Source organism: Paenibacillus sp. P46E, from assembly GCF_001909095.1.
In the GTDB taxonomy this organism is placed as follows: domain Bacteria; phylum Bacillota; class Bacilli; order Paenibacillales; family Paenibacillaceae; genus Paenibacillus_AQ; species Paenibacillus_AQ helianthi.
The window spans coordinates 21,426-34,930 of the sequence record NZ_LVYZ01000025.1; the positions used below are offsets into that span (position 1 = coordinate 21,426).

Below are 13,505 nucleotides of genomic sequence, written 5' to 3' on the forward strand. Positions count from 1 at the left end.
CACCTCTTTAATTGTATATAATATATTTTATTCCCCGTTTAGTTAACTCATCCAAAAAGCGTTGATCAGCACCTATTTTTCCAGTTCTGGAACTTCTGAAGAAGTACCAAGTCGCTCCCTTTATTTCTCCTTTTTTAATAAGTTCAGCATCCTTCAACATTTGTTTCCATGCAAGACTACTAGGCGCATATTTCACATAACCTACTTTAGATTCGTAAGCAATCCCTTTTGATAGAACATCAACATATCTTGCTCCTAAACTCGTACTGAAATATTTATTTGCACTTCCTCCCCCAATTATCTGTCCAAGTTTTACTTCGCCGCCTATCCCTAACTCGGCAATACTTATTGTAGAACTGGATTTAGCCATTTTAGGCATATTCAGGTCTAATGTAACAAGTAAACCACTTAGATACATATCAAACTCAGCTAATTCATAATCACTTTGACGTTGAAATGCATCCATTAGTATTTGTTTTGCCCAATCGGCATTTCCAAGTGTATTATCCGATTGAATTGAGCTGGTCATCGTCGCCATATTATAAAGATATAGGAATGAATTATTCCCATCTTCCCTTGCATCGGGGAAAAATCCCAAAGCTTGTTCCCCTAAGAAAGATCTTATATTCCAATAGGATTCAGAATTCTCACCTTTCTTTCTAGCAAGTTGTAATAAACTATCTACAACATACCCCTCTGATGTATGTCCGGTAGGATCCGTATACCTCAATGGATTATTCTGCACATAAGTATACAAATTCAAGCTCAGCGGATTTGTCAGTTCCCCTTCATACGTATCCTCATTTATAAACCGCCCAATACTCGAGTCAAAATCCCGCGCCTGTGCATGGGAGTAGCCGCTGTAGTAATCATAGCCCAGGCTGGTGTAGCCGAACAGGTTGTCTGGGCCGGACCCGTTCAGGTCGAATTTCTCCGGTTTCTCAGCTACGCCGAATTCGTCGTAGCGGTACCGTGCCGACACGCTGCCGTCTTGGCCTTCCAGCCCGATGACGCTGCCCTGTGCATCACTCAAGTAAAAGAGTGTCTTCGGCGCAGCAGACACAGCGCTAGCTCCGCTGGCTCCGGCGGTCGGCTCCCAATCGTTGCTCGCGTCTCCGCTTACCAGATAGCTCATGCTGATCCGTTCTTCACCGGCTCCGTACACATACGACTGTTTCCAGTTCTGTCCGTCTGCTCCGCTTGCGGTCAAAGGCTGCGGAATGCCCATGGTGATGTCATTGGTAAAATAAATGTCCAGTTGCCGTTTCTTGTACTGCGGCTCCCAGCCATCCCGGTTGCCGGCAGGATTTCCTGGCTGGTACGCATCTTGAATCGCACCGTCTCCGAGGGTAGTCCGCATGCTGACCCGGTTGCCGTCACCGTCATACTGGTACGTGGTGATGTCGCCGGACGTATTCGTGTTCCCTATCAGGCGGTTCGAAGCATCCCAGCGGTTGCTCTCCAGCACTTGCGGGCCTGCGGCCAGTGCAGCCTTCAGCATCGCTTCAGGGTTAAGTGCTTTGTCTGCCCCGTATACCCCTTGCGTTACACCAGACTCAAGCTTCGCATCCGGTAAGCTGGATAATGAAGCTTCGGCAGCATCTGGTGAGAGTGTTCCCGCAGAACTCACGGAAGGATCAGTAATTGTCGACAACGGATCTAACAGGTCAGACAATGCATCTGTCGTTTTGACAGTACCTGTAGTTGTGACTGCATCTGTAGTTGCACCTGCACCTGTCGCTGTGACTGCTCCAGCATCTGCACCTGCATTCTTGCCCGCTTCCAATCCCTTTGCATCCGAATAAACACTATCCGGTACTGAAATCTTCTGCGCATTCGCCTGCGCCGTGAACAGCTTCAGAGCCGATTCGCTGTCGACCCCGCTCACTTCCAGCAGATTGCCGCGCTTGTCATAGGTGTAGTCTTTGTAGTCGCTGCCTTTTTCGAAATGGGTCAGCTTATTCGCTGCATCGTAGGTATAGCTCTCCATGGTGGTACTTCCGGCTTCTGTGGTTTCTTTCCCTAACCGGTTGCCCACGGTATCGTAGGAGTATACGACCTTGGAGCCGTTCTGCTTCTGCACCTGCACCAGCTGGTTCAGCGCATCATAGGCATAGTCCGAGATGTCTGCCGGACGCTGGGCTCCGCTCGGATTATCCTCATCACTTCCGCCTTCCTGGCGTTCTGTGCGTGTTTTGTTGCCAGCCGGATCATAGACATAGGTTAGCTGCTCCAACAGCCCGCCGCCCGGCGCCGTATGCTTCATCTCCAGCAATTGCCCCGCGCCGTCATAGCTATAGGTACTCTTCCCGCTGTTCGGCAGCAGCTTCTCTGTCAGGCGGCCGCCCGCATCATATTGATAGCTGGTGATCTGGTTCTGCGCATCCGTCACCTGCTTGATCCGGTCTAACTTATCGTAATCATAGCTGACCACGGTGTTATCCGGGTAGATGATCCGGCTGCGTTGTCCGGTTGCGGTCCATTCATAACGCACGTTATTGCCGCGCGGATCAATGACTGACGTTGGCCGGTTCAGTGCGTCATAGGTATAACGCGTATTCCCGGTACTGTCTGTCATGAGGGTACGGCGTCCCGCGAGGTCGTATTCATATTTTACCGTAAGATTGCTGCCATTCTTAATCTGCTCCACCTGATTGCCCTTATTATAGGCATACACGGTTGTATTGCTGTCCGGTTCTGTGATCTTCTGCAGATTGCCGTTGGCATCATAGGCAAGGGTCGTCTTCTCCTGCAGCGGATTCACTGATTCAGTGACCCGATTGAGTGCATCGTACTGGTAGGAGGTCACCGCTCCCAGCGCATTGGTTTTGTCCAGCAGGTTGCCGGAGGCGTCGTAGGCGTACTTAGTAGTACTGCCCTCTGCATTCTTCACTTCCGTCAAGCGGCCGAGCGGATCATACGTAAATGCCGTTTCGTGATGATTCGCATCCACGATCTTCTCTATGTTGCCTTGGGCGTCATAGGTATAGGAGGTTTCATACCCAAGGGCATTGCGCACCCGTGTGCTGCGTCCCAGCGCATCGTATTCGTAAGAAGTCTTTTGTCCCGCCGCATCTGTAAATTCAGTCATTAGTCCGCGGTCATTGCGGGTGACTGTCGTTTCTTCATTAAGCGGATTGATGGTTCCGGCATCCAGTCCCCGGCTGTCGTATTTGGTCGTCCAGACCGAATGATTAGGGTCGATGACAGCGACCTGGTTGCCGTTCTTGTCATACTGGTATTCGGTTACTGCACCCAGCGCATCCGTTTCCTTCACCAATTGTCCAAGCGCATTATAGTCATAATAAGTGCTGTTGCCCAGCGCATCCGTCTCTTTGATGGTATGGCCTGCCGCATCGTAGCGGTAACGGGTCTTGGCCCCAAGCGGATCGGTTACGCTCAGCAGTTCATTGCGCTTACCATACGTGTAGGAGGTAATGTTACCCTTCGCATCCTTCTGGGTGAGCATGTTTCCGTTGTCGTCATAGGTATAGTTGCTCGCCTGGCCTTCAGCATTAGTAACTTCCTCCAGCTGTCCGACACTGTCGTAGCTGTAAGCCGTAACGGCTCCAGCTTCGTCCTTCGCTTCTTTGACACGGCCAAGCGCATCATAGGTCTGGCTGGTACTGTTATGGAGTGCGTCCTCTGTGCCGTTCAGACGGTACACATTATAGTTGCTAACCTTCTTGGTTCCAGCTGCATCTGTCTGCTCCACCGGATTGCCATTGGCATCATAGGTGACGCTGCTCGTCTGGTCCAGTGCATTGGTGACAGTAACCCCACGGTCTTTCTTGTCATATTCAACGGCCTGCAGTTTGCCTTCCGCATCCTTGATCTGAGTGGTCCGGTGCAGGGTATCACGTTCAATAATGGTCGTGTAGCCGCTTGGGTCCTTAATCTCCTTGGCGAATCCGTCAGCATCGTTGGTGTAAGCCGTCGTATGCCCTTCCGCATCGGTCACGGAGAGAGGAACTCCCTTGCTGTCCCAGGCAATGGCGACTGCGTGGCCAAGGGCGTCCGTACTTTTGACCAGGTTGCCTGCCGTATCGTAAGCATACGCGGAGCGGTTGCCGAGAGCATCGATCTCCTCAACCGGACGGTTCAAGGCATTGTAACGTGTGAGTGTGGAATAACCGCTCTCATCCGTCCTCTGCGTTACATTTCCGCGCTCGTCGTAGGCCAATTTCCCTTTGTTGCCGTTAGCATCCGTAATGGCTGTTACCTGGTCACTGCTGTCATAGCTGTATTTGACGATGGCTCCATTCGCCGCTTGGCGCTGTGCAACCTTGAAATTGTTGTTCCATACATAAGCTGTATCTTGATGCAGCGCATTGGTCCATGTGGTCTTGTTCGCCGTAGTGGCGATCGAAGAGGCTAATCCGGCAGTACTTGCCGCAGCAGCATGTCCGGAACTGGCTCTGTCGGCTCCATTGGCACTGCTGGTACCACTGGCACCGTTCGCTCCATTGGCTCCGTTTGCACTGCTGGCTCCGCTTTGTGAATAGGTCAAAATCGTCTGGCCTGTCCCTACACCCGTATGAACGATAGGTGTCTGGTTGGGGGTCATATCTCCGCCAAGAACGAATAGCCCGCCAGTCTGCACATTCAGATTATTGTTGACACTAACATTGTCACGGACGAATAAGTCACCGCCGGTTACCGTCAAATTCGCGGTCTGGTTATTGGACACAATCCCGCCGACGACCATTTCCTGGGCAATGTTCATCTCCACACGGGTGTTGATCGACAAATCTCCGGCAATCAGAATCCGCTTCGCATCTATGGTCAGCCCGCCGCTGTTGTAGGTCAGACTGCCGGTTTGCAGCGTATCCCCCACAGTAACGGAAGAATCATTGTTGAGATGAATCGTTCCCCCGGACCACAGATTGCCGTATAAGCCTTGGACCTTCTGCACGTCGAGTGCAAGCTTGGTGTTGGCGTTCAGTCCCTGCTTCAGAATCAATGTGCCGTACACGCGCACGGTGATATCCTTATTCGTATTCATCCCGTCCACGATCAGGACTACGGGCTTACTGGGCGATCCGAAGGTAACGCTCTCCTCCACATTCAGCTGGCCTGTGCTGATCACAGCCGGGGATGCATTGCTCGCCGCAATAACTTGTTGGACCGCAGGAATACCACCCGGAGCAGCAACCGCAGAAGCAATGAAGGCATCCCTTTTGCTGTCGTTGGTTCCGATGCTGCCCGTTAAATAGTCGGCTATGAGCGGCTTCAGCCCTTCTACCTTCTTGTATGCCGGTGCATGGGCGAGATTGTTCATCGTACCGGACAAAATCACTTCATCCGAGTCCGGAATATCCCGTCCGTTCGCAGGATCTATCCCTGTCTGACCGTCATCAGGCTCTTCGCCCCGAACCACTGGGGCCACGCGCCCTTCATAGCTCGAAGAACTCGTATTCCCGTAAAAATCGGTAAAGCTGGTCACACGCTGATGGTCATCATAGGCTACGCCCATCGTCGCAGAACCCTTGGCATCCGTTACGCTGAGCACATGATGGCTGTTATCATAGGTAAGCTTGGTTGTGGCTCCATCCACATCTGTAATCGAAGTCAGATCTCCACTTGCCGTATCGTAGTGAAAAGACATTTGCCGGCTGGCCGGGTCACTTACAGCAATCAGCTTGCCTGCTCCATCATAGCTTAGACTTAGGGATGCCCCGGCTGTATTGACCGCCTCCAGCTTCGTTCCCTGATATGAAAAGGTGATCTTATTCCCATTCAAGTCCGTGACCGATTGCAGCAGTCCTTCCGCATTGAAGCGGTAACCATCGCCTTGAGGCGATGTGAGGGTATAGGTCCCGGCAGATGGCGCACTTAGCGTCCAGTCGGTCCCGCGCGGGGTCAGATACGCTCCTCCGGACAACGGCACATATTCAAAAAGCGAACCGTCCGGGCTCATGACCTCCACCTTGCCGCCGCTCAGCGGTTTCAGCTTCCATTCATAGCTGTGATGCCAGCCAAGTCCAGCGACACCTGTGAACGGGTCACGGCTTAAATAGCTCAACCCGAATTGTAGCGGCATCAATGCCTGCAATGTAATTGAATCTGAGGAGTAGACAAAATCACCCCGGGCCGGATCAACCGGCGCCTGTCCCGACGGGTTCACGATCCGCAGTCGGTCATGAATGGCTGCTTCCGTAAATTGCGTCAGATCCCCGCTGGCAATAGCCCGAATTGTCTGCGGATTGACCAGCAAAATGGAGCTCAGTCCGCTGACCGTTCCCGAGGAAGCAGCCGACTGGTTCAAGACGGCAATGTCTTGTGCCTTCTCCTTCATGGCTTGCACCGTATCCAGCTTATAATAATAAGCCGCCAGGGCTTCCCAGCTGATTGAAAAAGCAGGCATAGGCGCACGCAGCACCGCAAGCGGCTCCGAATACCCTGAGAGCTTGCCGTCTTTCTTCGCTCTCGCCGTGATATGCGCGGCTTCACCCGGTGTGATCCCGATCTGCTGGCTCCATTGTCCTGCACTGTTGACCGGAATATCGGAGTAGAGCTTCTCCTCCCCGCTGGAAGGATAGTAGAGCTCTACTTCCAGAGAAGTCCCCGGTTCAGCAGTCCCGGAAACCACGGATTGTCCGGAGGCAGCAGGTTTGATCTGCAATGCTGCCGGAGGTGCTACTTCGTCGCCGCCAAGAATTTCGAAGCTGGCAATTTGCCCGTAGTATACGCCAACTCCGTTATATTCGGCAGGGGAGATGCAGACGTTATAGCGCCCTTCTTCCAGCGGCACGCCTCCAATCTTGCCATCCCACTGATATTTATGAACGATGTATTGACCGTTCTGTTTTGTTTGATAATCTCCGCTCGTAATCAGATCCCCCAGGAGCGGGGCCGAGCCATCTTTTTGCGGAGTACACAGGTTGATGTTGGTCTTGTGAGACTCCTGGCCGTCGTCCGCCGCATTGAAGCTGAACGAGATTTCAACACTTTTACCGGGTCCCGGGCTCAGCTCGCTAGGCTCAATCCGCATATTAGTCGCTGCAAAGGCTGACGATGTGAGCTTGGTAAGTCCCGGAACAACCGGGACGTAAGAGAGGACCAGCAGCAGTACAAGCATGAGGTTCACACGTGTTTTCATGCTACCGCTGCGCCACTTCCTTGTAATCTTTCGAAATGTCATAGACTGATCTCCTATCCGTTATATGTTAGAGTAATTTCAGTTCGGCCAGCAGCTTGTACACAATGACTGCCGCCTCGGCTCTCGTGGATGAATCCTTAGGCTTCAATAGCTGTCCGCTGCCCTGCACCAGCTTCTGCTCCACCGCAGCAGCTACAGATTCCCGTGCCCATGCGCTAATGCTGTCATTATCCTTGAATCCAGAGAGTCCGGCCTCACGTTTGACCGAATCCGCAGCTGAAGCCTTGTTGCCCGTAGTGCTGTCAATCGCCCGCATCAGCATCACCATCATCTGTTCACGGGTCAGCGGATCATTGCCATGAAAAAGTCCGGCTTCTCCAGTTACGATGCCTGCCTTAGCTGCCGCTTCCACATAAGGGTAGGACCAGTTCGCCTCCGGGACATCACGGAAGGTCGCCGTATCCGGCTGCACCGGCTGCAACTGAAGAGCTGCTGCCAGCAGCTTCGTGAATTCCGCCCGGGTCAGAATACCTTTTGGCGCATACAGGGTTCCGTTCATCCCGTTCACAATTCCTCTTGCTGCGAGTACTTCTACCTGTTGCTGTGCCCAATGGCCTAACAAATCTGTGAAATCAATATCGCGCAGCATAACCGCATACAGTCCGGAGGCTGTAATCTTGGCCTGCACAAATCCATTCTCCGCTGCAGTCACTCCCCCGATATAGGTCCAGTTGCCTTTTGCCGGATTGTAGCTGTAGATTCCAAGCTTCTCACGACCTGTCGTCCAAGGCTCTTCCTTGGGATACGCTACCGCCAGCTTGGCCGGGATCAGGAATGGAGAACTCGCTTGTATCTGCCAGGCGGAGCCTGCCTTCAGCAGTTTTTTGCCGTTTGCGTCAAGCAGTGCCTGTGTCTCCATCTCCGCTTGGGCCAAGCTTACAGTGGTATTGTCCTTGAAGGTTCCTGCTGAAATCTCCAGCCGCGCCCAGCCATTCAGAACGGATAAGGTGCCAGCGGCAGCTCCAATAACCTGACTATCCTTGGCTCCGGTTACTACAGGGACCTTAACGTCGGGGGTTGAGCCCGAGTTCGAGCCGGTACCTGGATTTGGCGTTGTACCCGGGGATGGAGTTGTTCCCGGACTTGGAGTCGGGAGGCTTCCATCTTTTAATTCCATTGATTCTATGTAGTCGTCTTTCTTGCTGTACAACAGCTTACTTCCGTTAATTCCGATCAGCTTCGCCCCGGACGGTACCGCCGGCAGAGGCTTTACTGCATAAGTAGAGAGATCCACCTGCTGCAGCGTAACTGCACCGTTAACATCCTCTTGAAAAACCGCCTGTCCCCCACCTATGGACATGAAGGCATACTCTGTTCCTCCAGGCTTCATCTCCGTGAGATCCACAGGCTGTGCCGTGAGATCTTTGATATTCAGAAGCACATATTTACTCTCAGAGGCGCCGTTCTTTTGCTTAAACAACACATGGCTCCCGTTAAAAACAAACCAGTCCACGTAATTCGCTCCGCCCAGACTAACAAGCGCACGCGTGACCCCACTGCTTACATCCAGCAGACTGAGGCCCCCGTCACGGGCATTCTTATACACCACATCTCCACCTGCCAGTACCGGGAACCGTCCTTCGCCGAGGTCGGCTTCAACCCCCGTAGCCAGATCATGATAGATCATGCTGCCGTAATTTTTGCGCTCGTACCAGACCACGCCAACTCCATCCGTAGTCGGATTCCCGTATTGGCCGGACTGCTTGTTAAGCTTGATGCGGGTGCCTGTTGCAAGATTGGCAGAGTAGATATCCCAGTTCAGGGAAGATTCCTGCTCCGTTCCCTTGTCCGCCCACACGGCAATATTACCGCCCACAGAAGGGGCATCCTTAGCGGATGAACTCGTCGTAAGTACCGTACCTGCACCACTGGATTGATTCAGCGCGTGCACCTGTCTGACCCCGCCCGCATCTGCTTCCAGCCATACAATCCGGTCACCGGATACACTATAGTCCGTTCTGCCCGGATCTGTCCCCGCTGCCGAGACCTGCTTCATGCTGAGCCCCCCGCTTAACAGGCCCCCAAGCATACACACCACCGCCACTGCGGCCACAAGGGGCCGCGACAACTTCATTTTCCTTTCCAACCTCATTCACTTCTCTCCCCCAGTGCTATTTGCAGGCACGCCAAAAAACCAAGTGCCTTGAGCGGCCCGGCTGCCCTAACATCCTTCCCGGATGAAGTAGGCCCGTGGCTTTGCGTCTCCGACTTTCGTACGGATTTGCCTTTGTTCCAAACTCGGTTTTCAGTCTCTTTAACCTTATGTATTCGTGACTTTCGATGTACAGGACTCTATCATTATCGGAATTTATTCCTGTAGAATTAAGATGTTCTATTTTTTCCTTTTTAAGGGATCTAAGCATAGAAAAAACCACATGCAGGGGATAACCCACATGTGGTTTATTATCAGCTTTTATACTTCTTCTACTGGACAAGCAGAAAGGGCTTCAACGGTCAGCAGCGTCATAGCTGGCCCGGGGGCATATTTCAGGTCCATGCCCACAGGAATCCGTCACGGTCCCAGGCGATTCTACCGCCGTGCAGCTTGCGGAAGGCCTTCTTCACATCCTTGGACAACGAAGCATTCCCGTTCTCATTCACAAATACAAACTGCTCACCAAAGTTAGCCTTCACATATTCAATCGCAGCGGTCTGATACAGGGTTCCCGTAAAACGGATCTCCTTGACCATCCACTCCGCTACCTCTTGTGCGGTTGCTTCCATCAGGGTACTGCTCCTTCCTGTAAATCCCTCTACAATGCCTTCCCATTATAGCATGAATATGGTCACTCGGGAGGTTCGCCGGACGGGGCAAGGGGCGGGATAGTGGAGAGAGAAGAGGCGGGCCGAAGAACAAGAACGGGGAGTGAACAGCACGGCGGACGGGGCAACAGTTAAGGCCATTCGGGCAGAACGGGTTCGCATAAATGGATCGGAAGAAGCGGAAGAAGTGAAAGCAGACGGTCACTCTTCCGCCTCCCAGCGCATGCCCGCTGCTTGGCGGTGGTTAAGCCTAACTTAAGAATTCGAATATGCTACCCAATGAACTTTCTGTTCCTACAGAGATTCATCCGATTCACAGAGATCGATTCTAAATCATCTCTATATCGTTTATGCTGAACGAAAAGGCTAGCTCATCTATGCACGATGGAGATTAGTTGGAATTTATAAAACTAATTTCTTATAAATAGAAGAAATACTAGTATTAGTTGGAATTAATCCATTTAATATTGGTCAATATGGATAATTCGGGCCGAAAGTAGACTTTTAGTTTTACTTTTTCCACTTCAGTGCTGCGATATCGTAATTCCAGCTGATTAGTGGTAGTTTTTCCAAATAAATTTGTATATCAACGATAAGTAATCATAATTTAAGAACGTTGGGCGATACACATAGCAAACGTCCATTCCAGCGAAAGCATCGGCGCTAAGCCTTGGAGTCAGGACTTATATCCCCGCCTCTACGCCCCCTCCTGCTCCAGATGCAGCAGCTGGGAGGGATCAAGCAACAGGGTTACACAATCCCCTTCCCGAACCCGCAGCCAGCGGCCGTCATTCAGCAGGTCTACGGTCAGACTAATCCCCTCGGCCACGACCGTGGCGCGGATAATATTGCCCAGAATCGACACGGACTGAACCTGTCCGCGTACATCTACCATGCCATCCGCATCATCCTGAATCGCTTCACCTTCAGCCAGCAGGGTTACCGCCTCGGGGCGGATCGCGAAACGGTCGGAACGGCTGTCGATCCTGCGGAACAGCGCGAGTGCCTCCGCCCGGTTAAATACGTTATAGCTGCCCATGAACCGCGCGGCGAATTCTGTGCGGGGCGCTGTGTACAGCTGCTCCGGGGAACCTTCCTGCACCATGCGCCCCTGGTTCATGATGCAGATCCGGTCCGAGAGGATCAGCGCTTCCTCCTGGTCGTGGGTGACAAACAGCGTCGTCATGCCCAGCCGCCGCTGAATATCGCGGATTTCCGCGCGCAGATTCTTGCGGATTTTGGCGTCGAGCGCGCTAAGCGGTTCGTCCAGCAGCAGCAGCTTCGGCTGGACGGCCAGCGAGCGCGCCAGCGCCACCCGCTGCTGCTGTCCGCCGGACAGCGCCTGCGGATAGACATCGCGCTTGTCTTCGAGATCGACCAGCGCCAGTAGTTCTTCGCACCGGCTGCGCCGCGCCGCCGGTGCAACGCCGCGCATGCGCATCCCGTATTCCACATTCTGGCTTACGGTCAGATTGGGGAACAGCGCATAGGATTGGAACACCATGCCCACATCTCTGCTGCGCGGCGGCAGCTTCGTCAGCTCCTTGTCCGCGAGCACAATGCTGCCGCTGTCCAGCTCGGTCAGCCCGGCGATGCAGCGCAGGAGCGTGCTTTTGCCGCAGCCGGAAGGGCCCAGCAGTGTGATCAGCTCCCCCTCTGCGATGTTCAGATCCACTCCAGCCAGCACAGGCGCATCACCAAAGCTTTTGCGGACACCTTCCAGCTTCAGATAATCTTCCATTCCTTTATCCTCCTTATTGTGGGTCTCCGGTGGCTAGACCTTACTTCGCCTGCCCTTTAATCTTCAAGCCAAGCTTCATCAGCACGGCCGACAGCAGCAGAATAAATACAAAATAGGAAATGGCAATCGCGCTGGCTAAATGTCCGCTTTCACCCACCCGCTGGTACAAATAGACCTGAATCGTCTGGATATGGCCTCCCACCAGCATATTCGTCAGTACGAACTCTCCAAACAGCACAGAGAAGGACAGCAGCACAGAGACCATGACCCCCGGCCAGATATTCGGCAGGATCACATTCACAAACGCAGTCCGTCTCCTGGCCCCAAGCAGCTCGGCGGCATTCAGCAGCTCTACAGCCGATACGCTCAGCAGGCTGTTGCGGATGCCCTGATACATATACGGCAGAATGACCACGAAATAAGCCCCTACCAGCAAATAAGCGGTACCCGAAATGTCGAATGGGCCAGAGGAATAGGTGCGGATCAGGCCTACAGCCGCCACAACTCCCGGCACAGCGTAAGGCAGAACAACAATCCCCTTCATGAAGCTCTCCCAGCGCGGAAAGTAAACCGTAATGACAAAAACAGCCGGCAGCATCACGGCAAGACTGAGCAGCACGCTGATGATGCACAGATACAACGAAGTCCACAGCGCCTCCAGAAAGCGGATATCCCGGAACATGTCACTGAACCAGCTAAGTGTCCAGCTGCGGGGAAGCAGCGTATTCTGCCAATCCTGGGCAAAAGCATATAATCCCGTTGCCAGCAGCGGCAGCAGCAGATAGACCATGAGCAGGAGCATGAAGGTGCGCGGGGCGAAGCCCGCTTTGCGCGTATTCATTGTCCCGCCTCCTCACGGACTGCAGGCCAGCGCCGTTTGAATAATCCGCTGCTGCGCTCCCGCCTGGCAGGACTTCTGCCGCCGAATCCTTCCATCCGCCGCACCATCCGCTGATTAAGAAATACAGCCAGCAGCGTACTTACTGCCAGCAGAACCGCGAGTGTACTGCCCATCTCCGGCTGGGTCACCACATCACCGGCGACCAATGAGCCGATGCGGACGGCCAGCAGGTTGTAGTTCCCCCCAACCAGCGCGTAAGCAGTGGCGTATGCGCCCATCGCATTGGCAAAGAGAATGCCAAGTGTACCGAAGATTGCCGGAGACAACACCGGCAGACCGACCGTCTTCCAGAACTGCCAGGGTCCTGCTCCAAGCAGGGAAGCCGCTTCCCTCCACTGCTCACGAATGCCATAGAACGCCGGGTACAGCAGCAATAAGGCCAGAGGAATCTGGAAATAGACATATACCAGAATCAGACCGGACCAGCTGTACAGGTTAAATCCGTCAAATACGCTCCAGCCCCACTGTTTGAACAGCAGCGTGAACACGCCATTGTTGCCAAGCAGAATAATGTAGGCAAAAGCCAGCGGAACCCCGGCAAAGTTCGAGGTCATATTGGACAGCATCAGCAGCCGGTCCCGTACCGCAGGTGCAAAGCGGGTAATACAGTATGCACATAGAAGCCCTACACCCACCCCGATCAGGCTGGAGAGGACGGAGATTAGCAGGCTGTTCTTGATCGCCTGCATATAGTAGGCACTGCTCAGCGCGTGCCGGTAGTTGGCCAGGGTGAAACCCGCTTCGTCCGAGCTGCGGAAGCTGCCCGACAGCATGGAGAAAACGGGCACCACCTGAAAGGCCAGCACCATCAGCACTAACGGAGCCAGGGCCAGTATCAGGCCGCGTTGTCTCTGTTTCATCCTGCACGCTCCTCTCGTGTAGAATAAGCAAGCGGGCGCCTTAGGCATACAGCTCAGGCGCCCCCATATCTCTTGTAT

At 53.4% G+C, this 13,505-nt stretch carries 6 protein-coding genes and 1 riboswitch; all 6 genes read right to left on the minus strand.

The annotated features are described in order from the left end of the window. Positions 1 to 7: 7 nt before the first annotated feature. Positions 8 to 7,144 carry a DUF6531 domain-containing protein gene (locus A3849_RS04530; RefSeq protein ID WP_074110344.1) on the minus strand — a complete coding sequence of 2,379 codons (7,137 nt, stop codon included), beginning with the start codon at positions 7,142 to 7,144 and terminating at the stop codon, positions 8 to 10. A gap of 25 nt (positions 7,145 to 7,169) precedes the next feature. Next, the gene (locus A3849_RS04535; protein WP_074110345.1) at positions 7,170 to 9,254 is read right to left on the minus strand and encodes an S-layer homology domain-containing protein; all 2,085 of its coding nucleotides are present in this window, start codon (positions 9,252 to 9,254) and stop codon (positions 7,170 to 7,172) included. Between the two features lie 51 nt (positions 9,255 to 9,305). Beyond that, positions 9,306 to 9,398: riboswitch (cyclic di-GMP riboswitch) on the minus strand. Positions 9,399 to 9,649: 251 nt separating this feature from the next. After that, positions 9,650 to 9,886, minus strand: a complete 237-nt coding sequence (locus A3849_RS04540; RefSeq protein WP_020433541.1) for a DUF6953 family protein — start codon at positions 9,884 to 9,886, stop codon at positions 9,650 to 9,652. A 736-nt stretch (positions 9,887 to 10,622) separates the two neighbouring features. Then, positions 10,623 to 11,666, minus strand: coding sequence for an ABC transporter ATP-binding protein (locus A3849_RS04545; RefSeq protein WP_074110346.1), 1,044 nt, complete (start codon positions 11,664 to 11,666; stop codon positions 10,623 to 10,625). A 40-nt stretch (positions 11,667 to 11,706) separates the two neighbouring features. Beyond that, on the minus strand, positions 11,707 to 12,507 hold the full coding sequence (locus A3849_RS04550; protein ID WP_074110347.1) for an ABC transporter permease: 801 nt from the start codon (positions 12,505 to 12,507) through the stop codon (positions 11,707 to 11,709). Continuing rightward, a complete protein-coding gene (locus A3849_RS04555) occupies positions 12,504 to 13,427 on the minus strand; it encodes an ABC transporter permease (RefSeq protein ID WP_074110348.1) in 924 nt (307 codons plus the stop codon). Before A3849_RS04555 ends, A3849_RS04550 begins: the two co-directional genes overlap by 4 nt. Between the last annotated feature and the right edge of the window lie 78 nt (positions 13,428 to 13,505).